Origin of the sequence: Aeromonas veronii bv. veronii (assembly GCF_000820225.1) — a bacterium.
GTDB lineage: Bacteria > Pseudomonadota > Gammaproteobacteria > Enterobacterales > Aeromonadaceae > Aeromonas > Aeromonas veronii.
Genome location: NZ_CDDK01000013.1, coordinates 104891 through 129136 on the forward strand (window position 1 = coordinate 104891; position 24246 = coordinate 129136).

The 24246-nt window shown below is 60.4% G+C and carries 24 protein-coding genes and 3 tRNA genes; 11 read left to right on the forward strand and 16 right to left on the reverse strand.

Annotation, left to right across the window (positions count from 1 at the left end; genetic code table 11):
- Position 1 precedes the first annotated feature (1 nt).
- The 9 genes from BN1139_RS05235 to BN1139_RS05275 all read left to right on the forward strand — a co-directional run bounded on the left by BN1139_RS05235 (position 2) and on the right by BN1139_RS05275 (position 8120).
- A complete protein-coding gene (locus tag BN1139_RS05235) occupies positions 2-1204 on the forward strand; it encodes a gp53-like domain-containing protein (protein WP_013723885.1) in 1203 nt (400 codons plus the stop codon).
- A 9-nt stretch (positions 1205-1213) separates the two neighbouring features.
- On the forward strand, positions 1214-1621 hold the full coding sequence (locus BN1139_RS05240; RefSeq protein ID WP_013723886.1) for a tail fiber assembly protein: 408 nt from the start codon (positions 1214-1216) through the stop codon (positions 1619-1621).
- 194 nt (positions 1622-1815) lie between these two features.
- Entirely contained in the window at positions 1816-2994 is a 1179-nt protein-coding gene (locus BN1139_RS05245; RefSeq protein WP_013723887.1) for a phage tail sheath protein, read from the forward strand.
- Positions 2995-3003: 9 nt separating this feature from the next.
- Positions 3004-3522 (forward strand): phage major tail tube protein, encoded by a 519-nt coding sequence (locus BN1139_RS05250; RefSeq protein ID WP_013723888.1) that lies wholly within the window; start codon positions 3004-3006, stop codon positions 3520-3522.
- 77 nt (positions 3523-3599) lie between these two features.
- A complete protein-coding gene (locus BN1139_RS05255) occupies positions 3600-3884 on the forward strand; it encodes a phage tail assembly protein (RefSeq protein ID WP_013723889.1) in 285 nt (94 codons plus the stop codon).
- Between the two features lie 8 nt (positions 3885-3892).
- Positions 3893-4024, forward strand: coding sequence for a GpE family phage tail protein (locus tag BN1139_RS20855; protein ID WP_041202707.1), 132 nt, complete (start codon positions 3893-3895; stop codon positions 4022-4024).
- Entirely contained in the window at positions 4021-6456 is a 2436-nt protein-coding gene (locus BN1139_RS05265) for a phage tail tape measure protein (protein ID WP_013723890.1), read from the forward strand. The genes BN1139_RS20855 and BN1139_RS05265 overlap by 4 nt, the downstream gene beginning before the upstream one ends.
- Positions 6457-6468: 12 nt before the next feature.
- Positions 6469-6960, forward strand: a complete 492-nt coding sequence (locus tag BN1139_RS05270) for a phage tail protein (protein WP_013723891.1) — start codon at positions 6469-6471, stop codon at positions 6958-6960.
- Positions 6960-8120, forward strand: coding sequence for a phage late control D family protein (locus BN1139_RS05275; protein WP_013723892.1), 1161 nt, complete (start codon positions 6960-6962; stop codon positions 8118-8120). The genes BN1139_RS05270 and BN1139_RS05275 overlap by 1 nt, the downstream gene beginning before the upstream one ends.
- Positions 8121-8374: 254 nt before the next feature.
- Here the strand turns inward: BN1139_RS05275 and BN1139_RS05280 are convergent.
- The 11 genes from BN1139_RS05280 to BN1139_RS05330 all read right to left on the reverse strand — a co-directional run bounded on the left by BN1139_RS05280 (position 8375) and on the right by BN1139_RS05330 (position 18583).
- Positions 8375-8461: transfer RNA gene (locus BN1139_RS05280), tRNA-Leu, on the reverse strand.
- Positions 8462-8502: 41 nt separating this feature from the next.
- A tRNA-Cys gene (locus BN1139_RS05285) sits at positions 8503-8576 on the reverse strand.
- A gap of 35 nt (positions 8577-8611) precedes the next feature.
- Positions 8612-8687 (reverse strand) — tRNA-Gly (locus tag BN1139_RS05290).
- Between the two features lie 181 nt (positions 8688-8868).
- A complete protein-coding gene (pgsA, locus tag BN1139_RS05295; RefSeq protein ID WP_005337443.1) occupies positions 8869-9423 on the reverse strand; it encodes a CDP-diacylglycerol--glycerol-3-phosphate 3-phosphatidyltransferase in 555 nt (184 codons plus the stop codon).
- 199 nt (positions 9424-9622) lie between these two features.
- The gene (gene uvrC, locus BN1139_RS05300; protein WP_005350898.1) at positions 9623-11476 is read right to left on the reverse strand and encodes an excinuclease ABC subunit UvrC; all 1854 of its coding nucleotides are present in this window, start codon (positions 11474-11476) and stop codon (positions 9623-9625) included.
- Between the two features lie 127 nt (positions 11477-11603).
- Complete coding sequence (gene uvrY, locus BN1139_RS05305; protein WP_005337448.1) at positions 11604-12248, reverse strand: UvrY/SirA/GacA family response regulator transcription factor; 645 nt, start codon at positions 12246-12248, stop codon at positions 11604-11606.
- Between the two features lie 212 nt (positions 12249-12460).
- Positions 12461-13210 (reverse strand): 3-deoxy-manno-octulosonate cytidylyltransferase, encoded by a 750-nt coding sequence (gene kdsB, locus BN1139_RS05310; protein ID WP_013723894.1) that lies wholly within the window; start codon positions 13208-13210, stop codon positions 12461-12463.
- Positions 13207-13395 carry a Trm112 family protein gene (locus BN1139_RS05315; protein WP_005347033.1) on the reverse strand — a complete coding sequence of 63 codons (189 nt, stop codon included), beginning with the start codon at positions 13393-13395 and terminating at the stop codon, positions 13207-13209. Before BN1139_RS05315 ends, kdsB begins: the two co-directional genes overlap by 4 nt.
- A gap of 123 nt (positions 13396-13518) precedes the next feature.
- Entirely contained in the window at positions 13519-14514 is a 996-nt protein-coding gene (gene lpxK, locus BN1139_RS05320; protein ID WP_013723895.1) for a tetraacyldisaccharide 4'-kinase, read from the reverse strand.
- Complete coding sequence (gene msbA, locus BN1139_RS05325; protein ID WP_005359702.1) at positions 14514-16277, reverse strand: lipid A ABC transporter ATP-binding protein/permease MsbA; 1764 nt, start codon at positions 16275-16277, stop codon at positions 14514-14516. The genes lpxK and msbA overlap by 1 nt, the downstream gene beginning before the upstream one ends.
- Before the next feature lie 104 nt (positions 16278-16381).
- Complete coding sequence (locus tag BN1139_RS05330) at positions 16382-18583, reverse strand: DNA internalization-related competence protein ComEC/Rec2 (protein WP_013723896.1); 2202 nt, start codon at positions 18581-18583, stop codon at positions 16382-16384.
- Between the two features lie 27 nt (positions 18584-18610).
- Here BN1139_RS05330 and BN1139_RS05335 point away from each other — a divergent pair, with 27 nt between their 5' ends.
- Both BN1139_RS05335 and BN1139_RS05340 read left to right on the forward strand, forming a co-directional pair.
- Positions 18611-19129 carry a DUF2062 domain-containing protein gene (locus BN1139_RS05335; protein WP_005350890.1) on the forward strand — a complete coding sequence of 173 codons (519 nt, stop codon included), beginning with the start codon at positions 18611-18613 and terminating at the stop codon, positions 19127-19129.
- A complete protein-coding gene (locus BN1139_RS05340; protein ID WP_005350889.1) occupies positions 19123-19626 on the forward strand; it encodes a DUF2062 domain-containing protein in 504 nt (167 codons plus the stop codon). The genes BN1139_RS05335 and BN1139_RS05340 overlap by 7 nt, the downstream gene beginning before the upstream one ends.
- A gap of 106 nt (positions 19627-19732) precedes the next feature.
- Here the strand turns inward: BN1139_RS05340 and BN1139_RS05345 are convergent, their stop codons facing one another.
- From BN1139_RS05345 to eco, 5 genes are all read right to left on the reverse strand, one after another.
- Positions 19733-20923, reverse strand: coding sequence for an amino acid aminotransferase (locus BN1139_RS05345; RefSeq protein WP_005350888.1), 1191 nt, complete (start codon positions 20921-20923; stop codon positions 19733-19735).
- A gap of 145 nt (positions 20924-21068) precedes the next feature.
- Positions 21069-22010: a hypothetical protein gene (locus BN1139_RS05350; protein WP_005350886.1), complete on the reverse strand. Its 942-nt coding sequence runs from the start codon at positions 22008-22010 to the stop codon at positions 21069-21071.
- Between the two features lie 171 nt (positions 22011-22181).
- Positions 22182-23054, reverse strand: a complete 873-nt coding sequence (gene hdfR / locus BN1139_RS05355) for an HTH-type transcriptional regulator HdfR (protein WP_005337525.1) — start codon at positions 23052-23054, stop codon at positions 22182-22184.
- Positions 23054-23425 carry a MaoP family protein gene (locus BN1139_RS05360; protein ID WP_005350885.1) on the reverse strand — a complete coding sequence of 124 codons (372 nt, stop codon included), beginning with the start codon at positions 23423-23425 and terminating at the stop codon, positions 23054-23056. Before BN1139_RS05360 ends, hdfR begins: the two co-directional genes overlap by 1 nt.
- A gap of 298 nt (positions 23426-23723) precedes the next feature.
- Complete coding sequence (gene eco / locus BN1139_RS05365; RefSeq protein WP_005337529.1) at positions 23724-24206, reverse strand: serine protease inhibitor ecotin; 483 nt, start codon at positions 24204-24206, stop codon at positions 23724-23726.
- Between the last annotated feature and the right edge of the window lie 40 nt (positions 24207-24246).

A 24246-nucleotide genomic window follows, 5' to 3' on the forward strand; every position in this document is an offset into this window, starting at 1 on the left:
TATGGCGAATTTACAAGAGGTCGTCAGCTGGGAGGCTGGCATCTACCAACTCGAAACCGGTGATCCGGTGCTGGGCGGCCCGGGCGGCATCTCCAACAAGCAGGCACAAGCGCTGGCCAACCGTACCGCCTACCTGAAAAAACACGTCGATGATATCGAAGGGGGCAACACGGCCGCCGGCAAGGCCAACAAGCTCAGCACCGCCCGTAATATCGCCCTGGCTGGCGATGTGACCGGTCAGGCGGCATTTGATGGCAGCGGCAACATCACCATCACCGCCACCTATAAAAACTCAGGAGTGGTGGCGGGCACCTATCGCTCGGTCACTGTCGATGCCAAGGGTAACATCACCGCCGGCAGCAACCCCACCACCCTGGCGGGCTATGGCATCACCGATGCGGTTCCCAGCGCACAAAAAGGCGCAGCCAATGGGGTGGCAACACTCGATGGCAGTGGCAAGGTCCCCGTCAATCAGATCCCGGCCACAGCCATCACCGATACCTTTGTCGTCAACACCCAAGCCGCCATGCTGGCCCTGACCGCCGAAGTCGGGGATATCGCCGTGCGAACAGACCTCAACAAGAGCTTCATCCTGCGGGTAGCGGGCGCCGCCACCCTGGCCAACTGGCAAGAACTGCTCACCCCGACTGACTCGGTGCAATCGGTGGATGGCATGACCGGTGCGGTGACCGTCGCCACTGCCAGCGAAGCCGTGAAAGGTAAAGCGCAGATCGCCACCCAGACAGAGGTGAATGCCGGTACCGATGACACCAAATTTGTCACCGCCAAGAAGCTGATGGCATGGGTCAAGCAGGCATCAGAAACCGTACTCGGCATGATGAAGGTGGCCACCCAGGCACAAATCGATGCAGGCACCGCCGATGATGTGGCGGTGACGCCAAAAAAACTGCGGGCCGGATTCTCGGCACTACTAGCTCCAGTCGGGTACATCACGTTTCCGACATGGATGGGCGGACTTATCATACAGTGGGGACTAGTGAGTGGTATTGCAGCTAGCGGGACAGCCACATTCACATACCCTCTGGCATTCCAGAACGGGGCGTTCGGAGCATTCGCTACATCTGGTTCCTCTACGCCAGCGAACTGCGTTCCTTTCGGTGTGGGGCCAGGAGTAACCACATGCAGTGTCACAAATGGTGGCACAAACGTATCGACGGCATATCTATTGCTGATAGGAAAATAAGGAGAGAGCATGATTTACTGTGCCGAATCTACCGGTGGATTTTATGACACCGACATACATGGGAAAGATATTCCCGTAGACGCTATGGAAATATCAAAGGCTGAGCGAGCTAGACTGCTGGCAGGTCAATCCAGCGGAAAATTTATCGCATTTAAAGATGGGATTCCTTATTTGGTGGATCCCGTCCCGCCGTCAGCTCATGAAATCGCCACTGCTGAGCAGTCTGCCCGCATCACCACCGCCAACCAACAGATCGCCATCATCAAACCAGCGGTCGATGGCGGTTATGCCAAGACAGAGCACACGCAGTTGCTGGCCGACTGGCAGCGTTACCGATACGAGCTGACGCTGGTGTCGGAGCAAGCCGGCTGGCCAGAGTCGCCGCAGTGGCCAACCGCACCGGACAAAATCATCTAACGAAACACCCCGCCTTGTGCGGGGTGTTTCGTTACTGCCATCCGTTACCCCGTTGTCACCGCCCATCCAGTGTATCCACGCCAGATACACTGGGCGCCGCTCGCCTGCCATCCCCTGCCCCTGCATCCTGACCCTGTTCACATCACCTGCATTACCTACGCAAAGAATGCTCCGCCCGGACAACAGGAGAACCTATGGCACTGGACCAATTTCACCACGGCGTGCGCGTCGTCGAAGCGACCGACGGTACCCGCACCATCCGCACCGTCGCCACGGCGGTGATCGGCATGGTCTGCACCAGCGAAGACGCCGACGCCACCTACTTCCCCCTCGACAAGCCTGTGCTGATCGCCAACCTGCCGGCGGCCATCGCCAAGGCGGGCAGCGAGGGGAATCTCAAGCGCTCGCTGCAAACCATCTATGACACCGTCAACACCATCGTTATCGCCGTGCGCGTAGCCAAGGGGGCTGACGCGGCAGCGCTGACCAGCAACATCATCGGCACCATCAAGCCCGATGGCAGCTATACCGGCCTCAAGGCGCTGGAGCGAGCCACCCCGGCCACCGGCGTCAAGCCGCGCATCCTCTGCGTGCCGGACAACTGCACCCTGCCGGTATCCACTGCGCTGGCGGGCATGGCCAAAAAGCTGCGCGCCTTTGCCTACGTGCCGACCATCGCCGAGACCGTCGAAGCCGCGCTGGCCTACCGTGAAAACTTCTCCAGCCGTGAGCTGATGTTGGTGCATGCCGACTGGACGGCGTGGGACATTGCCGCCAATGCCAGTATCAAGCTCGATGCCTGCCTCAAGGCCGCCGCCATGCGGGCACTGATCGACAAAGAAATTGGCTGGCACAAGACCCTGTCGAACGTCGGCGTGACCGGGGTCGATGGCATCACCAAAAACCTGTTCTGGGATCTGCAAGACCCCGACACCGAGGTCGGCCTGCTCAACGCCAACGAAGTCACCGCCCTGATCCGCTCTGACGGCTTTCGCTACTGGGGCAACCGCACCTGCTCAGACGATCCCCTGTTCGCCTTCGAGAACTACACCCGCACCGCCCAGATCCTGGCTGACACCATGGCCGAGGCGCACATGTGGGCCAACGACAAGCCGCTGCACCCTTCCCTGGTCAAAGACATCGTCGAAGGGATCAAGGCCAAGGGGCGCGAGCTGGTGAACGGCGGTTATCTGCTCGGGTTTGACTGCTGGTACAACGAGGAGCTCAACGACAAGGACACCCTCAAGGCGGGCAAGCTGCGCATTGATTACAACTACACCCCGGTGCCGCCGCTCGAAGACCTCGGTTTCATCCAGCGCATCACCGACCACTACCTGATCGACTTCGGCGCCCGCGTCGCGGCCGCAGCATAAGGAGCCCCCATGGCACTGCCACGCAAACTCAAACGCCTGAACGTCTTTCTCAACGGCGAGAACTGGGTGGGTGAAGCAGAAGATTTCACCCCGGCCAAATTGACCCGCAAGTTTGAAGCCTATCGCGGCGGCGGCATGGGCGGCGCCGTCAACATCGACATGGGATTCGATGACAGCGCCCTCGATGTCTCGTTCACCTTCGGCGGCTATGGCGAGCCCCTGCTGCGCTGCATGGGGGAACCCAAGGCCGACGGCACCATGGTGCGCTTTGCCGGCTCGGTACAGGGCGACGACACCGCCGAGGTGGTACCCGTCGAGATCATCTGCCGTGGCCGCTTCAAAGAGCTCGACCGCGGCACCCTCAAGGCCGGTGACAACTCCCAGGCCAAGGTAGGCATGGTCAACACCTACTACAAGGAGACCATCAACGGTCAGGTGATCCATGAAATCGACCTCATCAACATGATTGAGATCGGCCCCGATGGCGTCGACCGCATGGCCGAGCACCGCAAAGCCCTCGGCCTCTAACCCCTTCCCTCATCCAATGGGCGGTCCTTATCCAACCAATAAGTGCCGCCCTCACCACATCACCAGGAACCCAGACCATGGAAAACAAAACCGTTACCCTCGACCAAGCCATCCAGCGCGGCGACACCACCATCACCGAGATCCAGCTGCGTAAACCCAAGGCGGGCGAAATGCGCGGCCTCAATATGACCGATGTGGTGCAGATGGACGTCAACGCCCTCACCAAACTGCTGCCCCGCATCACCACCCCCATGTTGACCGAAGCCGAGATCGGCAACATGGATCCGGCTGACCTGATGCAACTGGGCAGCGAGGTAAGCGCTTTTTTGGTACCGAAGAGAATGGCCTACCTCATTGCGTAGACGAGGTGATGGCCGATCTGGCCATCATCGCCCACTGGCCGCCGTCCGAGATGGCGGTCATGGAGATCAGCGAGCTGATGGGCTGGCACCAACGCCTCGTTGAGACTCACAACCGCATCAACGGGGCAGAACAACAATGAACCCTCTCAAACTGCAAATCCTGCTTAACGGGATCGACAAGCTCACCGCCCCCCTCAAGGCAGCCAGCGGCCAGAGCCGCATCACCGCCAAAGACCTGGTCGACACGAAAAAGCGCATCAAGGAGCTGGAAGCCCAGAGCGGCCAGATTGATGGCTATCGCACCCTCGGCCAGCAGATTGGCGCAACCCGCGCCCAGCTGACCCAAGCCCAGCGCGACGCCCAGCAGATGGCCCAGCAGTTTGCCAAGGTCGAGCAACCGACCAAGGCCATGTCCCGCGCCATGGAGCAAGCCAAGCAGAAAGTGCGCGACCTCTCCCAGCAAGAGCGGGAAATGGTCGCCCGTCATGGCAGCCTGAAACAGGCCATGGGCGAGGCAGGCATCAACACCAGACAGCTGGGCCAGCACCAGCGCCAGCTCAAGAGCGATCTTGCTGCCGCCAACAGCCAGCTCGACCAGCAACGGGCCAAGCTGGGGCAACTGGCCGACCAACAAAAGCGCCTCAACCAGATCAAAGCCAACTACGACAAAACCATGTCTATGCGCGGCACTCTGGCGGGCTATGGCGCTGCGGGCATGGCCACCGGGGCCGCCGCCATCTACAAGGGCACCAATATCGCGGGCAAGGCGATGGGCTTTGATGTCGATATGTCCAAGGTGCAGGCGATCACCCGGCTGAGCAAAGAGAGCCGTGAACTGGCCGCCCTGCGGGCTCAGGCGCGGGAGCTCGGCGCCAATACCGCCTTCACGGCGGGCGAAGCCGCGCAGGGCCAAGGCTTTCTGGCCATGGCCGGTTTCACCCCCAAGGCAATCCGTGATGCCATGCCCGGGGTGCTCGATATCGCCAAGGCGGGCGGCGTCGAGATTGCTGCCGCAGCCGATATCGGATCCAACATCCTGACCGGCTTCAAGTTACCGGCCAACCAGATGACCCGCTTGGGGGATGTGATGGTCGGCACCTTCACCCGCGCCAACGTCGACTTGCAGATGCTGGGCGAAACCATGAAATACGTGGGGCCGGTGGCGGCAGGGCTCGGGGTTGACCTTGAAACCGCCTCCGCCATGGCGGGCAAGCTGGGAGATGCGGGTATTCAGGGCAGCATGGGCGGTACCGCTATCCGGGCCATTCTCGGCCGCTTGGCTTCTCCGCCCAAGGCCGCTAACGATGCGTTGGCTGCCCTCAACGTCAAGACCGCCGATGCGGCGGGCAACCTGCGCTCGCTGCCAGATATCCTGGACGAGCTCTACAAGAAAACCAGCAAGATGGGGGACGCCACCCGCTCGGGCTACTTCAAGGCCATCGCTGGCGAAGAGGCATTTGCCGCCCTGACCGTGCTGACCGAGCAGGCCGGTTCCGGCAAGCTGCAGGAGCTGATCGCCACCTTGAAGCAAACCCAGGGGGAAGCGGGCAAGGTCGCCAAGGTGATGGCCGATAACGCCATCGGCGACCTGGACAACCTCACCTCCGCCTGGGATGACGTAGGGATCCAGATGATGGAGACCGAAAACGGCCCACTGCGTGGCATTATCCAGCGCGTCACCGAGATCATCCAGGTCAGTGGTGACTGGATGCGAGCCAACCCAGAGCTGACCTCGACCCTGACCCGTATCGCGGCGGTCACCGCCGTAACGGCTGCTGCTGGCGGATCGCTGCTGCTGATTGTGGCCGGTCTGCTGGGGCCACTGGCCGCCATCAAGATGGGGCTTTCGACCCTGCTGGTTTATGGCGGCCCGCTGCTGGCCTTCATCAAGGCGCTGACCATGGGCATGGTCAGGCTCGGGTTTGCCATGCTCACCACCCCGATCGGCTGGTTCATCATGGGGATTGTGGCAATCGCGGCCGGGGCCTACCTGCTCTACAAAAATTGGGATGGGGTCACCAAATGGTTCAGCGACCTATGGGCCCAGTGCAAGGCCCCTGCTCTCGCCTTCTGGGAACTCCTGAAAGAGCTCTTCTCATGGACCCCCATCGGCATGCTGATCATGCACTGGAACGAGATCTGGGCCTTCTTCGATACCCTGCCAGCAGGCGCCGCCAACAAGGGTAAGGCCATCATCGACGGCCTGATTGGTGGCATCAGTGCCAAGTGGGAGAGTTTGAAGAATAAGATCAAAGCCCTCACAGACCTGCTGCCGGACTGGATGAAGGGGGGCGGCTCGGTCACCGCCAATGTCAATCCGTCCGGATACCTCACCGGTAACTACAACACCTCGACCACGGCGGGCGCTTCGGGCTATGGTCCGCGCATCGTTACCCCGGTGCGACCAGTGGCCCGAGGCAACAGCACCACCCAGATCCACGCCCCGATCAGCATCGTCCAGCAACCAGGGCAGTCCGGTGCCGATGTGGCGAAAGAGGTGAGCCGCGAACTGGATCGACGCGAACGGCAGGCGGCCGCCAGTGGCCGCGCCTCCCTGACCGACCGCAACTAAGGAGCAACCACCATGATGATGACCCTGGGCTGGTTCGTGTTTATGCGCTCGACCGTAGCCCCGCAATCCCAACAAGACGAAAAATCATGGCGCCACCCGGGCAATAACCGGGTCGGTGCCCGCCCCTCATATCAGTACCTCGGGCCTGATGACGAGCTCAGCACCCTGAGCGGGGTACTCTATCCAGAGCTCACCGGCGGGCCAGTCTCCCTCGACATGCTCAATAGCATGGGCGACAGCGGCCAAGCCTTCCCCCTGATCCAGGGGGATGGCGTGATGCGTGGCTCGTTCGTGATAGAGGGGATCAGCACCACCCGCAGCGAGTTCTTCCAGGATGGCAGCGCCCGAAAAATTGAGTTCAGCATCAAGCTAAAACGGGTCGATGACAACGACAGTTCCCTCGGCAACACCCTGCTCGGGCGCACTGCGGGCAACCTGCTCGGTCGATTGGGCGTTGGCAAGCTGCTGAACACCGTAGGCGGCAAACTCGGGGGGCTGCTCTGATGGGGGCATTCGACCAGTTCGGTACCCGCTTGGCTGAAAACCTTGGCATCACCAGCCAACTGGATGCCCTGCGCCAGCAACATCCGGCGCCCGCCTATCAGGTACTGGTCGATGGCAGCGATATCTCGGGCACCCTGCGCCCACGCCTGATGCACATGACCATCACCGATAACCGGGGCTTTTCGGCCGACACCATCGAGATCGCCCTCGATGACAGCGACGGCAAGCTGGCCATGCCGCGCCGTGGAGCCACCCTTCAAGCCAGCATCGGCTGGCAAGGCGGCCCCCTGGTCGATAAAGGCACCTTCAAAATTGACGAGGTGGAACACGGCGGCGCACCGGATGTACTCACCATCCGGGGCAAATCAGCGGATCTGCGCGGGGGCATGAACAAACTGCGCGAGCGAAGCTGGCACTTCGAAACCATCGGCGCCATCGTGGAACAGCTGGCCGCCCGCTATGGCCTGACACCGACCGTCGACGAAGCCTTCAAGGGGATGGTGATTGACCACATCGACCAGACCAACGAGAGCGATCTGGCCTTTCTCACCCGCTTGGCAACCGAGCAGGATGCCATTGCCACCGTCAAATCAGGCCGTCTGATGTTTATCAAGGCGGGCAACGGCACCACCGTCAGCGGCAAGCCTCTCCCTGCCATCAGCATCACCCGCCAGGACGGCGATCAGCACCAGTTCTCGGTGGCAGACCGCGATGCATACACCGGTGTCATCGCCTACTGGCAAGACAACAAAGCCGCCGAGAAGAAGAAAATCGAGGTGAAGAGCAAGCGAAAGACCAAACCGAAAGAGGAACGGCCGCTACCGCCGGGCGTGGTGGTCAACAAGAAGGAGAACGAGCTGCTGGTTGGCGACAGTGAGAACGTCAAGGAGCTGCGCCACGTTTACGCCAACCAGAGCAACGCAATGCGCGCCGCCCGGGCTGAGTGGGAAAAGCTGCAGCGCGGCGTGGCCGAGTTTCAGATCACCCTGGCCAAAGGCCGCCCCGAACTCTACCCGGAACAACCCACCACGGTCAGGGGATTCAAACCACAAATCGACGAGGCTGACTGGCTACTCACCCAGGTGGTACACGACCTCACCGACCAGGGCTACACCAACCGCTTGCAACTCGAAGTGAAACTGGCAGAGCTGCCGGAGTGATATCTGGATGCGAGAAGGGCCCCACAATGTGAGGCCCTTCTCATTCTGCCTGACAACGCACCGAGACATGGCCAGGGAAAGGCGCCGCATGAAGTGCGCCATCAGGCAGAGCGGCATCATACAAGAAGATCCTGTTACTCAACATTACAGGAAGGGTGAACCGCTTAAAAAAGCGCTGTCGCCACTTTGTCGCCATTTAGGCAAAAGAAAAAGGCCACTATTTCTAGTGGCCTTTCGTAACTCTTTGATTTTAATGGTGCCCGAGGCCGGAATCGAACCGGCACGACGCGAACGTCGAGGGATTTTAAATCCCTTGTGTCTACCGATTTCACCACTCGGGCACCGCAATCGGTATCAAGCTCGCGTGGCGGGCTTGTCAATATGGAGGCACGTTCCGGAGTCGAACCGGACTAAACGGATTTGCAATCCGCTGCATAACCGCTTTGCTAACGCGCCATGCAAAAGAGAGTTGGCTCTCTATTGTCTGAATTTGGAGCGGGAAACGAGACTCGAACTCGCGACCCCGACCTTGGCAAGGTCGTGCTCTACCAACTGAGCTATTCCCGCATTGGTCTGGCTGACTGCCTGACTACGAGGACGCATTCTAGCGATGTTCCTCGCCCAGTCAACCAGAAATATTTAATTACCTGATCGTTCGGGCGTTTTTTGCCCTTTTTGAACAGTTTTAGCGCCTTTGGCCGTTTCCTGCCTCAAATCAGCGGAAACCTCACCTTGCAGCGCGGGTGACTCACAGGTTGGCGTGGTGGGTCAAATCGCCCCAGGCGGCCTTCATGTACTGGAACATCGACCAGAAGGTGAGCACGGTAGCGACATAGAGCATCACGTAGGCGAGCCACACCATCCAGACGTTGTATTGCCAAATCAGACCGGTGAGCGACACCATCTGGATCATGGTCTTCCACTTGCCAATCCAGCTGACCGCCACCGAGGAGCGTTTGCCGAGCTCAGCCATCCACTCACGCAGAGCAGAGATGATGATCTCGCGGCCGATCATGGTCATGGCGGGGATGGTCACCCAGATGGTGTTGTAGTGTTCGACGATAACCACCAGTGCGGCGGCAACCATGATCTTGTCGGCAACGGGGTCAAGGAAGGCGCCAAAGGCGGTGGACTGATTGAGCTTGCGAGCCAGATAGCCATCAAACCAGTCGGTGGCAGCGGCCAGAATAAAGACGATGGCGGCAGCCAGATAGGACCATTGATAAGGCAGATAGAACAGGATGACGAAGACGGGAATGAGCAAAATCCGGAAAAACGTCAACAGGTTAGGTATGTTTGTCATTATTTTCAGCCACTTCTTGTACGTCGCTACATAGTGCGCCAAAGCCGATTTGCGATGCAACCGCACTGGCGCCCGTCTTGGTCTTTTTAATCCATCAATCTTCTCAAAATGCGAGGGCCATTATGGCATTTACGGCCCCCCCGCGTCACGGCTCTTGTGCATCAAGGAGTTAGCGATTTTGCCATGCCGTTAACCCTGCTCAGGCGCTGTGCAAGCCATCGTGGATGGTCTGGGCCAGCTCCTGACTGATGCCGGGTACCTTGGCAAGTTCATCCACGCTCGCCTTTTTGACCTCCTGCAGGCCGCCCAGATATTTGAGCAGCGCCTGCCGCCGCTTTGGCCCCACCCCCGGAATATCCTCCAGACTGCTGCTGGTGCGGGCCTTGGCCCGTCTGGCCCGGTGGCCAGTAATGGCAAAACGGTGGGATTCATCGCGAATATGCTGAATAAGGTGCAAAGCGGGCATATCTGCCGGCAAATGCAGCTCTTCGTGGCTCTCCCCCATGATGAGAGTTTCCAACCCCGCCTTGCGGGTGACCCCCTTGGCAATCCCCACCAGCAGCGGATATTTGCCGCCAAGGAACTCCAGCTGACGGGCCAGGATCTCTTCGGCGCGGCGCAGCTGGCCGAGGCCGCCGTCAATAAACAGCACATCAGGCACCTTGTCCGGCTCCTGCTGCTTGCCAAAGCGGCGCTCCAGCGCCTGCTCCATCGCCGCGTAGTCATCACCGCCAGTGATACCGTCGATATTGAAACGACGATATTCCGATGAGAGCGGCCCCTCCCGGTTGAACACCACGCAAGAGGCCACGGTGCGCTCCCCCATAGTGTGGGAGATATCGAAACACTCCATGCGGGCGATGGGGCGCTCCAGCTCCAGCAGCTCTTCCAACTGGTCGTAGCGGGCGGTGATGGTGCTCTTGTGAGCAAGCCGCGATCGCAGCGCCGTCTCGGCGTTGATGGAAGCGAGCTTGATAAAGCGGGCCCGTTCGGCGCGGGTACGGCTCACCACCCGCACCTTGTAGCCTGCGGTCTGGCTCAGGGTCTCGGCGATGACGCTCTCGTCCTCAAGGGCCACATCGAGCAGCACCTCGCTCGGGATCTGCCGCCCCCCCTGCCCCGACAGATAGAACTGCAGCAGGAAGGATTGCACCACCTCGTCAAGCTGGGTATCAGCAGGCACTTTCGGGAAGTAGCTGCGCGAACCCAGCACCTTGCCCTGACGGATAAAGAGCACGTGGATGCAAGCAGCACCTTGCTGGAAGGCGACCCCCACCACATCCAGCTCGTCCAGCACGTTGCCGCTCACCGACTGCTGCTCGGTGACCCGGCGCAGCGCCAGGATCTGATCCCGGTAGCGGGCGGCCTCTTCAAAGCGCAGATCGCCGCTGGCGGACTCCATCTTGCCCACCAGCTCGCCAATCACTTGCTGGTTCTTGCCCGCCAGAAACAGTTTGGCAAGCTCCACCTGCTGGGCATATTCGGCCTCGCTCACCAATCCGGCCACGCAAGGGCCAGCGCAGCGCTTGAGCTGATAGAGCAGGCAGGGACGGGTGCGGTTGGCATAGACCGCATCCTCGCACTGGCGCACCGGAAAAATCTTCTGCATCAGGTGCAAGCTCTCACGCACCGCTCCGCCAGAGGGGTATGGGCCGAAGTACTCTCCCTTAACCTTGCGGGCACCGCGATGGACACCGATGCGCGGATGCTGGTGCGCGGTGATGATGATCCAGGGGTAGGATTTGTCGTCCCGCAGCAGCACGTTGTAACGGGGCTGGTACTGCTTGATCAGGTTGTGCTCGAGGATCAGCGCCTCGGTCTCGGTGTGGGTGACGGTGACCTGAATATCGGCGATCTGGCGCACCAGGGTGCGGGTCTTGATGCTGTCGACGTTGGTGCGAAAGTAGGAGGCGAGCCGCTTTTTCAGATCCTTGGCCTTGCCCACATAGATCACGGTGCCACCGCTGTCATACATGCGGTAGACGCCACTCTGATGGGTGACGGCGCTCAGAAACGCCTTGCTGTCGAAGAGAGGTTCGGGAGAGAGGGTCATCAGCTACTCGGCTCACACAAAGGCAAAAATTGACGGGCAGAGCATACTGCCCTCGCCGCCCGAAAAGCAAAGGGGCAGAAAAGCAAAAAGGCGGCACTCGCCGCCTTTGTGACCACACGCCACTCGATTAGAGGGTATCGGCATCCAGCATGCCATAGCGAATGGCCAGATGGGTCAGTTCCACGTCACCGTTGATCCCCAGCTTGCTAAACAGACGATAGCGGTAGCTGTTGACCGTCTTCGGGCTCAGATTGAGCTGCTCGGAGATATCGGTCACCTTCTGCCCCTTGGTGATCATCATCATGATCTGCAGCTCGCGCTCGGAGAGGGACTTGAAGGGATTCTCGTCAGCGGAGGCAAACTGGCTGAGGGCCATCTGCTGGGCAATCTCCGGGGAGATGTAGCGCTGACCGGAGTGCACCAACCGGATCGCTTGGATCATCTCGTCAGGAGCTGCCCCCTTGGTCAGGTAACCGGCGGCGCCGGCCTGCATCACCTTGGTGGGGAACGGATTTTCTGAATGAATGGTCAGCACTATGATGCGCACATCGGGGCGGATCCGCAGAATTTTGCGGGTCGCTTCCAGACCACCAATACCCGGCATGTTCATGTCCATCAGGATCACGTCCGGATGGTGTTGGCGACAGAACGTAACTGCGGTCTCGCCGCTCTGTGCCTCACCCACCACCTTGATCCCGCGCACATCTTCAAGAATGCGTCTTATCCCTGTACGCACCAGCTCATGATCATCGACCAGGAATACATTTATCACCCAAACACCCCGTTTTATCTCGTTTTAGCCGCCCGGTTAGGGTTAACAGGGCGTCTTGCATCATAACCAAACTCGTCGCTTTGGCAAACCATGCACGCCAAAAGTTTGAGAAAACCCATGTTTAGCGTTTAAAATCAAATAATTATATAAAATTTCAAAACAAAAAACGGTGTCTTGCGACACCGTTTTTCATGACGTTAGTGCTGTGGCCATCACTTGGCCAAAAAGGCGCGCACCTTCTCCAGATCTGCCTGGGTATCCACCCCGACCGGCGGCGCTTCAAGGGCCTGGGCGACGTGGATCTTCTCCCCGTACCAGAGCACCCGCAGCTGCTCCAGCGCCTCGATCTGCTCCAGCACGCTCGGTGCCCAGTCTACGTAACGCTGGATAAAGCCGGCGCGATAGGCGTAGATACCGATATGACGCTGGTAGTGGTCACCAATCTGCTCATGGCTCTTGGCAAAGCGATCTCGATCCCAGGGAATGCTGGCGCGACTGAAGTAGAGGGCGTAGCCATCCTCGTCAGTCACCACTTTCACTGCGTTCGGATTGAACGCCTCTTCGGCATCCTTGATCGGCACAGACAGGGTCGCCATCGGCGCCGTGGCGGCGGCCAGATTGTCCGCCACCTGACGAATGATGGCGGGCGGAATGAGCGGCTCATCCCCCTGCACGTTGACGATGATGGTATCGGCGGCAAAGCCGTAGTGACGGCACACCTCGGCCAGACGCTCGGTGCCGGACTGGTGATCCGGTGAGGTCATGCACACCTCGACGCCGGTGCTCAGCAGTGCCTGCTGTACCCGCTCGTCATCGGTGGCAACGATCACCCGATCGGCCCCCGATTGCAGGGCTTTCTCCACCACATGTTGCACCATGGGCTTGCCATGGATATCCGCCAGCGGCTTGCCCGGCAGACGGGTTGACGCATATCGGGCCGGAATGACGACGACGAAACTCATGACGGCAGCTCATCGCTGTTGAGCGGACGGGCACGGTTCTCCAGCAGCACCGGGATCCCCTCCTCCAGCGGATAGGCCAGCTTGTCAAAGCGGCAGACCAGCTCATGAACTGCTTTGTTGTAATGCAGCTTACCCTTGCAGACCGGGCAGGCGATGATGTCGAGCAACTTGATGTCCAAAGCCAAAACGATACTCCTTCAACGATGTCGCGCTGGCGGCTTCATCACGCCAGCGATGGATGTCGAGCAACCAGCTATTCCATGCGGGACCGCTATTGGTCCACTTCTCCCACATTCAGGCGAGAGAGATTAATCTTGTGCCTTGGCCGCGCCCTTTGCCTTCGCCCCCAGCTTGTGCAGCAGGGCATCGAGCAGGGAGGCCGGCAACTCGGCACTGACCGGCAGATACCACCAGTTTGCGAGGGCAAACGGACGACACTTGACCGCATCCTTCTCGGTCATCAGCAGCGGCTTGCTGGCAAAGCGGCCCACCAGCTCATCCCGATCGAAGGGGTGATGATCGCCGTAGGCGGCCTGCTGATCCAGCTGGTAGCCGAGCCCTTCCAGGGTGGCAAAGAAGCGGGGCGGATGACCGATCCCCGCCAGCGCATCGACCGGCCCCGACAAGGGGGCAGCCAGCGGGGCATCGTCGCATACCCGACGCGGCGCATCGGCGACCAGTTGCATGGGGTACTCCCCCTTGCCCGGCTCGCCGCCGTTGCAGATGATGGCGTCCACCCGTTTGAGACGAGTGACCGGCTCGCGCAGCGGCCCCATGGGCAGCAAGCAGGCATTGCCGAAACGGCGCGCTCCGTCCACCACCACCAGCTCGATGTCGCGGGCCAGCGCGTAGTGCTGCAGACCGTCGTCGGTGATGATGATATCCACCTCACCGCTCTGCTCCAGCAGTCGTACCGCGTCGGCCCGTTTCGGGGCAACCACCACCGGACAGCCGCAGCGCCGTGCAATCAGCACAGGCTCATCCCCCGCCTGCGCCGTGGTGCTAGTTTCATCCAGACGATAGGGGTAATGGGGCGCCTTGCCACCATAACCACGACTCACCACCCCGGGGCGATAGCCGCGGGCTTGCAACTGCTCCACCAGCCAGACCACCACCGGCGTCTTGCCGTTGCCCCCCACCGAAATATTGCCCACCACGATCACCGGCAAGGAGGCGCGATACCCCTTGCGCCAGCCGTGACGATAGGCGTAGCGGCGGGTGCCGCTGATGATGGCAAACAGCAGGGCAAAGGGGGCCAGCAACCAGCGCCAGCCACTTTTGCGATACCAGAGCCGTTCCAGCATCAGGCCTTGCTTCCCGCGTTGCCAAACTGAATGGCGCGCAGCTGGGCATAGGTGCCACGCTGCTCCATTAATGCTTCGTGGTTACCGCGCTCGACGATATGACCTTCGTCGATCACCAGGATCTCGTCCGCCTTCTCGATGGTAGAGAGACGGTGGGCGATCACCAGCGAGGTACGCGCCTTGCAAAGCTCGTCGATGGCCGCCTGAATGTGGCGCTCGGACTCGGTATCTAAGGCCGAGGTGGCCTCATCCAGCAGCAGAACCGGCGCATCGCGCAGCAGAGCGCGCGCAATGGCAACACGCTGGCGCTGACCACCGGAGAGGGATGCACCGTTCTCGCCAACCACAGTGTCATACCCGTTGCTCATCTTGCTGACGAACTCGTCGGCATGAGCGATACGGGCGGCCTGCACGATCTGGTCGCGGCTGTATTTGTCTTCTGCCGCGTAGGCGATGTTGTTGGCCACCGAGTCGTTGAACAGGTGGACATGCTGGGAGACCAGCGCGTACTGCTTGCGCAGCTCGCTCAACTTGTATTCGCGGATGTTGATGCCGTCCAGCAGGATCTCGCCCTGATCGATGTCGTAGAAGCGGGTCAACAGGCTGGCAATGGTACTCTTGCCAGAGCCGGAACGGCCCACCAGCGCCACCGATTTACCCGCCTCCACCTTGAAGCTGACGTTGTGCAGCGCCGGGGTGTCCTTGGTCGGGTAGGTGAAGGTGACGTTGCGAAACTCGATCTCGCCGCGAGCACGCTCCAGAGTACGGGTGCCGGTATCCTGCTCCGGCTCGGTGTCGAGCAGGCCAAACAGGCTGTGGCAGGCGGTGATGGCGCGCTGGAACTGGTTGTTGACATCGGTCAGGCTTTTCAGCGGCTTGAGCAGCATCATCATGGAGGTGATCATGACGGTAAACGTACCGGCAGTCAGGGTTGACTTGACGCTGTCAATGGTCGCGACGTAGAGGAAGGCCGCCAGCGCGATGGAGGCCACCATCTGCACCACAGGACTGCCGATGGCATCGGCGGCGACCATCTTCATAGTCTGCTGGCGCATGTTGTTGCTGACCTGGAAGAAGCGTTTCTCTTCCACCTTCTGGCCACCAAACATCAGCACCTCTTTGTGCCCTTTGAGCATCTGCTCGGTGGAGGTGGTGATATCCCCTACCGCCTGCTGAATGTGACGGCTGATCTGGCGGAAACGACGGCTGATAAGGCCGATGATGACCCCCACCAGCGGGCCAACCACCAGGAAAATCACCGATAACTGCCAGGAGTGCCAGAACATCAGGCCGAGCAGACCGACCACGGTCGCCCCTTCCCGCACCAGGGTCACCAGCGTGGTGCTCGCCGCCGAGGAGACCTGACTGGCGTCATAGGTCACCTTGGAGAGCAGATGACCGGTGTTCTGACGGTCGAAGAAGCTCATCGGCATCGCCACCATGTGATTGAACACCTGCTGTTGCAGACGCATCACGACGTGGTTGCCGACCCAGGCCATGCAGTAGTTGGAGAGAAAGTTGGCGACACCGCGCAGGGCCACGATGCCGAGGACGAAGAAGGGCATCCATTTCAAAACGGTGCTGTCGTTGCCATTGATGCCCTGATCGATCAACGGCTTGATGGAGTAGACAAAGGTGGTATCCACGGCGGCGTAGCCCAGCATCCCGATGATGCCACCGACCAGGCCCAGCTTGCGATCACGGACATAACCGAGCAGGCGTTTGAATACTGGCCAGCTCTCTTGTGAGGTTTCTTGTTGCATGAATAGCCGTTAGTAATGGAAATGACGGGCTATTCTAGCCAAAGCGCAGGCTTACACCAAGCGCCGCCACCTATATCGCATTCCTACACGGCAGAAATGGCGGATTATTGCTCAAACCACACTCGCGGTCGCCACCACTCGCCACTGCGTCGGTACCAAGGGCCTGAATCTCGCTCGGCAGTGACGCTCAAGCCTGCGGCGGTGGGTTCGACCAGCATCGCCCCTTGCTGACCGGTGATCCACTGGCGGGCATCCCGATAGCGGGCCACCACATCGGGACGGGGAAAGCCCCACTGATTCATAAAACCGGCACTGTGGATCACCTCCTTTGCCGCCACCGCCGCGACAAACGGGGGCGTGGAGGAGGTGCGACTGCCATGATGGGGGCTCACCAACAAGGTGCTGGCCAATCCCTTTCCCTCCAGTGCCACCAGCCGTTGCTCGGCCTGCCGCTCGATATCGGCGCTCAGCAGCACGCTGCGCTGCCCATCGCTGATGCGCACCACGCAACCATCGTTATTGCGCCCGCCACCGGGGCGCTCGGGCCAGAGCACTGCAAACGAGAGCCCCTGCCAGCGCCACTGTTGCCCACGCTGGCAGAGCGTCGTTCCCTCACTGAAGGGATAAGAGGAGAGTTCGTGGCGCACCGGCATGGCGCTGAGCAGTCGCTTGCGATTGCCGGCATGATCCCGATCCTTGTGGCTGATGATGAGGCGATCGATGACCCGGATCCCCAGATGGCTTAGCTGGGGCAGGATCACCGCGTCCGCCATGTTGTAGCCTCCGGGATAACGATCGCCGGTGTCATAGAGGATGGCTCGCTCCCCCTTGCTGATCAGCACCGCCAGCCCCTGCCCCACATCCAGCACCCGCAGTTGCCAGCGGGCCGGAGCAGGCCAGCACGCCAACACCAGCGCAAGGGCGCCCGGTAACCAGAGCCAGCGTGCCGGTCGCCACTGCGCGGCGAACCAGAGCAGCAACAGCAGGGTGCAGAGTGGCAGCCACCAGCCGGGTAGTGGCCACCACAGTTGCAGTTGATCGGAAAGCCAGCTCAGGATCGTCAGCATCCACCCGAGCCCCAGATCCGCCAGCCAGAACAGGCCATAGGCGAGCGAGGTGGAGAGCGGCGCAAGCAGCACACCGATTAGGGCCAGCGGGATGATGGCGATACAAAAGAGCGGCACCGCCAACAGGTTGATCACCATGGCAAGGGGCGCTATCCCCTCGAACAACGCCAGTTGCAGCGGCAGCAGACCAAGCAGCAGCCAGAGCTGGAGCTGCCAGAGTCCCGGCTTGTCGTGGACATATCCCACCAGCAGCAAGATGGCCACCGACAGAAACGAAAGCCAGAAGCCGGCCGAATAGAGGGCGAAGGGATCCCAGAAGGTCAATACCACAAAGGCCCACAGCCAGATACGCCAGGCCGGCCACTCTCGCCGGCTCCAGCGCAATACACTCCACACCAGCACCATGATCAGAGCCCGTTCGGTGGCCACCGCAAATCCGGCCAACGCGCTGTAGACGGCGGCAAACAGCAGGGAGGTGATGATGGCGCCGCGCAGACCAAACAGCCTGCCCAGCCACCACCCGAGCACCGCCACCAGCGCGATGTGTTGCCCTGAGATGGCGATGATATGGGTCAGACCACTGCCGCGAAACAGCTCCCACTGGGCATCCGTGATGCCGCTCTGCTCGCCAAAAGTGAGCGCCGCCAGCAAGGGAGCATAATCAAGCGGACGCCAACTCTCGGTCGCCGCGCCCAACCAGCGTTCGCGCCACCCCGCAGGTGCCTGTTGAATGTCGATTACCCGGCGCAAATTGCCGGTGGCGGTGATCCCCTTGCCCAGCAGCAGACGCCGCCCATCCAGCCCCGCCTCGTTGGCCAGACCGTGAGCCGGTTTCAACGAGGTCACCAACGTGATCCGGCTACCTACTGTCATGGCGGGCAATGCCTGATAGGCATTGACCCGGATCAGGGGCTCAGGTGCCACCGGTTGTTCGTCGAGGGTGCTCACCCGCAGCAGCAGCCGGACAAATTTATCCCCATCGGGCTCTGCACTTTGCAGCTGTGCGGTTATCATGTGGCTCGTCTGATCGCCCAACCGCTCCAGCCAGGCCAGCCGATAGGCAAGATTGGCCTGCATCCAGAGGATGCCGAGCAGGAGAAACAGCCACCGCCAGGCACGGCAACATGCAAGGGGGATCAGCAGGGACAGCAACAGGCCCCCCCATGCGAGTGAAGGTAACCATGGCCAGAGCAGTGAGGAGCTTGCCCCCAGGGCAAACGACAACAGACGCAGATCCATGGAGCAAGTATTTAGCAAGGTTTCAATATGCCCAAACGACTCATTAAACGCTGGATGCCCGATCAGCAAACCCTGAAAGAACACAAGCACCTGCGGCTGTTCGGCAAACTGCTGCTCGATGCCAACCTCTGGCACCTCAACCGCCGCTCGGCCGCCGGGGCCTTTGCGGTGGGCCTCTTCATGGCCTGGGTGCCGCTCCCCTGCCAGATGCTGCTGGCTGCCGGAGGCGCCATCCTGTGCCGGGTCAATCTGCCGCTCTCGGTGGCGCTGGTCTGGCTCTCCAACCCCTTTACCATGCCGCCCCTGCTCTATGGTGCCTATCTGGTGGGTTGCCAGCTGCTGGGACATTCAGCGCAGCAGATAGAGATTGAGTTCACCTGGGAGTGGTTGGTCTCGGTACTGGGCACAGTGGCACCACCGCTGTTGCTGGGCTCGCTGATCCTGGCCCTGCTCAGTTCCCTTATCGGCTACACCCTGATCCGCACCTTCTGGCGGATCAGCACGGTGCGCCAGTGGCAAAAACGCAAGATGGCCCGCCCATGCTGAGTCGCTGGTTTGCCCGCTTCAAACTCGATCCCGATACCCTGCGCCAGCAGAAGTGGTTTGCCCTGTTTGGTGAACGACTGCTTGCCCCAGCACTCTGGCAAGGGGGCACCCGCGCCCTGAGCGGCGCGGTAGCGGCCGGGATCTTCGCCTGCTGGTTCCCCATCCCGATGCACTCGCTCATCGCAGTCGGTCTGGCGCTGGCATTCAGCCTCAACCTGCCGCTGGCGCTGCTGGCGGTCTGGTTCAACAATCCGCTGACCCTGCCATTCATGTATCTCTACGCCTATCGCACCGGCTGTCTGGTGCTGCACAAGACGCCGGAGCCTTTCCACCTCAGCTGGACCCTCCACTGGCTGGAGCAGGAGGCTGCGACCCTGGTGCCTCCCTTCCTGCTCGGCAGCCTGCTGCTGGCGGTACTCACCGCCCTGAGCGGCGGCGCCCTAACCGCGCTGCTGTTGCAACTGCGCAAGCTGTGGCAGGGTGCCCGCCAACAGTGAGTCCCCCTTCCTATCGTTTGACGATCAGCCGTTGGCGATCAAAAAAGCCCGTCACCAAGGTGACGGGCTTTTTCATGGCATAGTGCCAGAGCGCAAGGTGATGCGATTACAGCACCTTGGCGATCGCCTCGCACAGAGGATCGATATTGGCGCGGGTAATACCGGCTACGCTGATCCGGCCGGAGCCGACGATGTAGATGGCAAATTCGCTCTTGAGGCGCTCCACCTGATCCTTGGTGAGACCGGAGAAGGAGAACATGCCGTTCTGCTCGCGGATAAAGCTGAAATCCTGGCTCACGCCGAGGGCAGCCAGCTTCTCTACCAGCAGTTCGCGCATCTCGCGAATGCGCACCCGCATGGCAGCCACTTCTTCGACCCACTCGGCATAGAGAGCTGGATCGCTCACCACGGCGGTGACCACAGCAGCGCCGTGTGACGGCGGGTTGGAGTAGTTGGCACGGATCACTGTCTTGACCTGGGTGAAGGCCACGTCGGCGATCTCTTTGGTCGCGCTCACCAGCGTGAAGGCGCCGACCCGCTCATTGTAGAGGCCGAAGTTCTTGGAGAAAGAGCTCGCCACCAGCAGCTCGTCATGGCACTCGGCGAAAATCCGCAGACCTTCGGCATCCTCTTCGATACCACGGGCAAAACCCTGATAGGCGAAGTCAAACAGCGGCAACCAGCCGGCAGCAGCACTCTGCTTGGCCAGCGCGCGCCACTGATCGCTAGTGGGGTCGATACCGGTCGGGTTGTGGCAGCAACCGTGCAGCAGCACCAGCTCACCCGGCTGCACTTCGGCCAGCGAAGCCTGCATGGCGGCAAAGTCGAGTCCCTTGGTGGCGGCGTCGTAGTACTTGTACCACTTGACGGTCAGACCGGCGGCCTGGAACACGCTGACGTGGTTGGCCCAGGTGGGATCGGAGATCCAGATGGTCTTGGCCAGACCGTTGCGCACCACGAATTCGGCCGCGATACGCAGGGCACCGGTACCGCCCGGCGCTTGGGCGGTCTTGGCGCGGCCGCTGGCAACCAGCGCAGAGTGCTGCCCGAACAGCAGTTGCTGCACGATACGGCCATATTCGATATTGCCTTCAATACCGAGGTAGTTCTTGGTCTTCTCGTCGGTCAGCAGCTTCTGCTCGGCTTTCTTGACGCAGTGAAGAATGGGGGTGGCACCGGACTCGTCCTTGTAGATCCCTACGCCCAGATTGATCTTGTGGCTGCGAGAGTCAGCGCGGAAGGCTTCGGTCAGGCCCAGGATCGGATCCGCTGGGGCGGCAACAACCTTTTCAAACATTGTATTCCCTGTATTCCGTTGAGTTCGTTGGGTGGCAAAGCGGCTTGATAAACAAAAGCGCTCATCTGGCGAGCGCTTCGTCAACTCTTTATATCACCGCGTTCAATGGGGGAAAACCGCTTTTTGGCTCGCTTTCAGGCCAATTTCAACCAACGGCATGCCACGCTGGCGCCAGCGCACACACCTCGGCCGACAAGCCACCATTGGACTCAACCAAACCGCTACAAACTGCTAACAATGACTTGGGGATCCGGCTCGGTTCCCAGGGCCGAGCCTCAGTCAAAGGTTGGGCATACGCGCTGAGGATGGGGGCCAGATCACGGGGCAGCCACCAGCTGGCCGGACGGCCCAAGCGCTGGGCCAGCGCCTGCAGCCGATCCACCCCTGCAGGGTCGAGGGCGGTGAGATGACTCCACAGCACATTGGGGGGCAAGGCGGCCACCACCTGCTGCAAGGCTAGAGGAGCCGATGGGGGAGTCCACACCAGCAAGGTGCCAGCATCAAGGGGCATTTCGGCAAAGGCGCCGACGCTATCTGTGGTGATCACCCGCTCGATACTCCCCTCCCCCCACAGGATCTTGCCAAGACCCGCCAAGGTGCGCTCGGGCAGCGCCACCTCCCCCAGCGCCTGCAACCAGGGGGCTGCGTCGATCAGGGTGCCGCCGCTAAAAAAGAGGCTGAACGGCTGGGCGGCGCGCAAGCGCAACAGCTGATCGGCGCAGAGCCGGATCCCCTTGTCCTCGAAATCAATCTGCTCGTTGGGGGTGAAGTTCACTTCGCTCTTGCGATAGAGCGCCGCCAGCACCCGTTCGTTGACCAGCTCCCCCAATTGCCAGCCCTGGGCATGCAACCACTCCTCGGGCTCGGGGGGGGCAGTTGCGATCTCGGCCAGCATCAGCTCGCGGGTGAGATAGCGCCGTCCGGCCGGGGTGAGCTCATAGCTGTAGCTGCCATGGGCGAGCAGCAGCTGGTTATCCTTGAGCAGGCCCACCAAAGGTTGCCACTGGCGGCCACGGATCACCAGAGGTGAGTGGCTCAGCAACTGCTGCGCCAGCGCCCGCCATTCGGGGTGACTAAAGTCGATCAATTACAATCCATCCCTGTCAGTGCTCAATCGGATAAACAGCCTGAAAAGGTACCGTTACAGGCCGATGACGCCAAGCCTCCCGCGCCAATTACGTGACCTCGCTCCCTGCAATTTTCCCCAAACAGAAGAGCCCACCGTGGGGTGGGCTCTTTCTTGGATAACACTCGATGCTTATTCGACGTTGAGGCGCAGCTCGGCATCGTGCCAACCCAGTGGCAGGGTCAACAGCTGATCGATCAGCTCCCGGCGATCGGATTTCTCCAGATATGCAAGATAGAGCGGACGGCTCAGCGGCTGGCCCCCCTCCACCAGATGGAGCGCCCCCTTCTCGAGGAAGGGGCTGACCATCCGCCGTGGCAGGTAGGCAGCGCCACCGTTGGCCAGCACAAATTGCAGCGCCATGCTGGCAGAGCTGGAGTGCAGCACCGGGGTCTTTTGCAGGCTCTGCAACCGGCTGGGTTGCGGCTCGAAGCTGGTGCCCCAGTCGAGGTGGATGTGCGGCATCTGCATCAGGTTGTCGGCATTGGCGGCCGGATCCCGGCTCACCAGCTCGAACACCAGCTCACCGATGGGATGCAGGGCAATCTCGTCGATCTTGGTGGGCTCGGAGAGCAGGGCCAGATCGAGGGAGCGCTCCAGCAACTGGCGGCAGAGGTGCTCGCGGGAGGCTGTTTCCAGCCGCACCGCCAAACCGGGCGCCAATGCATAGATGTGATTGAGCCAGTCGTTGAAATCGAGCTCCCAGAACACCGCGGGCGCGCCGATAGCCAACTGCTGGCTGAATCCTGGCGAGAGCGCCACATCCTGCTTGGCACGACCAAGGGTGTGCAAGATGGCGTCTGCGTAGGGCAGCAGACGCTCACCGGAGGCGGTCAGGCGGATGTTGTTACGATGACGGGCAAACAGACTGACACCCAGTTGCTGCTCTAGCTGGCGGATCCGGAAACTCACCGCCGACTGGGTCAGGTAGAGATTTTCAGCAGCCCGGCCAAAGTGCCGGGTCTTGCTCACCTCGATAAAGGTCCGAAGCAGCTCGGTATCCATTAATCGATGGACTCGTCACTGCCACCGCCGCTGCCACCACCGACATCAAAGCTGCCGCCACCGCTGCTCTCTTCGCTGGCGCCGCCAACGACGGTGCAGAGGCGATGAACGCGCTTGGGACCGATCACCTTGAGGTATTTGAACCACACCTTGGCATGGGGGTTGGCACCGGCTTCGCCGGATTTGACCTGCTCGACGAAGGCGGACTCGACATCGTCACGGGGTGCAAGGTTGCCCTGGTAGAGTGCCAGCATGGCGGTACCATACTTTTCCAGACTGTCCGCTTCGGCCACAGTGAATTCGCCACTGCGACGCAGGCCACGGGGAAAATGTTTGAAGTCGTTGAAACGCTTGTCTGATTCGAAGCTCATAGTGCTCTTTTTTCTGGTTAGTTTGACCTTTGCGGGCAAGTATCATCAGGCCATCGCCGAGTGCAAAATCAATTTTCTCACTATGTTAATAAATATCTTTTATCGAAGTCACTTTGCCCCATCGCTGACGCCGATTTTGTGGCATAACACACAAAAAACGTTGATAAATAATAAACTTATGTAAACGTACAGCCAATTTGCACGTCACTTTCTGGACTGTGCAGGCAAAAATAAAGCGCCATACGGCGCTTTATTTATCACATCAGGTGAACCAGCTGAACCTTTGGTTCAAACATGCTTACTCAATCATGGCCGGTTGGGCCAGGTTGTCGGCACGCCACAGACGGTAGCGCACTTCATACTCCTGCGGCACGTAGATCACGAACGGCAGTTTTGAGTTGTAGTTCACGAAGAAGCCCTGACCGTAGATCTGGACGAAGGTCTCTTTCTGCTGGTTATCCGGGCACATCATCAGGGTACTGATGGGGTCGGAGACTTTGCCCAGTTTCAGGTAGTTGTAGCCCCAGCCTTTGACGCTGTGCTGTTCCAGGTTGCCTGCAAAACGCGGTACGTTGCAATCAACCATCATCTTTTTGCCGACCTGCAGCTCGACCATCATGTCGGCTTCTTTCTCGACTTCAGGCAGGCGGATCACCACACGTTCCTGATTCACGTCAGCGGCTGGGAACATGCTGATATCAAATTTTTTCGGCTCGGCGGCGAAGGCATGGCCACCCAGCAACAAGGCGCCCAGCAGGCTAAAACGCAATACGGTTTTCATCTGTACCTCATGGGGTTGGTTCAACGCCGCTAGACTAACC

What these genes read in the sequence shown, in the direction of transcription:
- BN1139_RS05345 (WP_005350888.1), bottom strand. Translation starts at nt 20,923, where the DNA reads ATGTTTGAAAAGGTTGTTGCCGCCCCAGCGGATCCGATCCTGGGCCTG.
- BN1139_RS20855 (WP_041202707.1), top strand. Translation starts at nt 3,893, where the DNA reads ATGGCCGATCTGGCCATCATCGCCCACTGGCCGCCGTCCGAGATGGCG.
- BN1139_RS05255 (WP_013723889.1), top strand. Translation starts at nt 3,600, where the DNA reads ATGGAAAACAAAACCGTTACCCTCGACCAAGCCATCCAGCGCGGCGAC.
- BN1139_RS05340 (WP_005350889.1), top strand. Translation starts at nt 19,123, where the DNA reads ATGCTGAGTCGCTGGTTTGCCCGCTTCAAACTCGATCCCGATACCCTG.
- msbA (WP_005359702.1), bottom strand. Translation starts at nt 16,277, where the DNA reads ATGCAACAAGAAACCTCACAAGAGAGCTGGCCAGTATTCAAACGCCTG.
- pgsA (WP_005337443.1), bottom strand. Translation starts at nt 9,423, where the DNA reads ATGACAAACATACCTAACCTGTTGACGTTTTTCCGGATTTTGCTCATT.
- BN1139_RS05335 (WP_005350890.1), top strand. Translation starts at nt 18,611, where the DNA reads ATGCCCAAACGACTCATTAAACGCTGGATGCCCGATCAGCAAACCCTG.
- lpxK (WP_013723895.1), bottom strand. Translation starts at nt 14,514, where the DNA reads ATGCTGGAACGGCTCTGGTATCGCAAAAGTGGCTGGCGCTGGTTGCTG.
- kdsB (WP_013723894.1), bottom strand. Translation starts at nt 13,210, where the DNA reads ATGAGTTTCGTCGTCGTCATTCCGGCCCGATATGCGTCAACCCGTCTG.
- hdfR (WP_005337525.1), bottom strand. Translation starts at nt 23,054, where the DNA reads ATGGATACCGAGCTGCTTCGGACCTTTATCGAGGTGAGCAAGACCCGG.
- BN1139_RS05275 (WP_013723892.1), top strand. Translation starts at nt 6,960, where the DNA reads ATGGGGGCATTCGACCAGTTCGGTACCCGCTTGGCTGAAAACCTTGGC.
- BN1139_RS05265 (WP_013723890.1), top strand. Translation starts at nt 4,021, where the DNA reads ATGAACCCTCTCAAACTGCAAATCCTGCTTAACGGGATCGACAAGCTC.
- BN1139_RS05330 (WP_013723896.1), bottom strand. Translation starts at nt 18,583, where the DNA reads ATGGATCTGCGTCTGTTGTCGTTTGCCCTGGGGGCAAGCTCCTCACTG.
- BN1139_RS05250 (WP_013723888.1), top strand. Translation starts at nt 3,004, where the DNA reads ATGGCACTGCCACGCAAACTCAAACGCCTGAACGTCTTTCTCAACGGC.
- BN1139_RS05360 (WP_005350885.1), bottom strand. Translation starts at nt 23,425, where the DNA reads ATGAGCTTCGAATCAGACAAGCGTTTCAACGACTTCAAACATTTTCCC.
- BN1139_RS05270 (WP_013723891.1), top strand. Translation starts at nt 6,469, where the DNA reads ATGATGATGACCCTGGGCTGGTTCGTGTTTATGCGCTCGACCGTAGCC.
- eco (WP_005337529.1), bottom strand. Translation starts at nt 24,206, where the DNA reads ATGAAAACCGTATTGCGTTTTAGCCTGCTGGGCGCCTTGTTGCTGGGT.
- BN1139_RS05235 (WP_013723885.1), top strand. Translation starts at nt 2, where the DNA reads ATGGCGAATTTACAAGAGGTCGTCAGCTGGGAGGCTGGCATCTACCAA.
- BN1139_RS05245 (WP_013723887.1), top strand. Translation starts at nt 1,816, where the DNA reads ATGGCACTGGACCAATTTCACCACGGCGTGCGCGTCGTCGAAGCGACC.
- uvrC (WP_005350898.1), bottom strand. Translation starts at nt 11,476, where the DNA reads ATGACCCTCTCTCCCGAACCTCTCTTCGACAGCAAGGCGTTTCTGAGC.
- BN1139_RS05240 (WP_013723886.1), top strand. Translation starts at nt 1,214, where the DNA reads ATGATTTACTGTGCCGAATCTACCGGTGGATTTTATGACACCGACATA.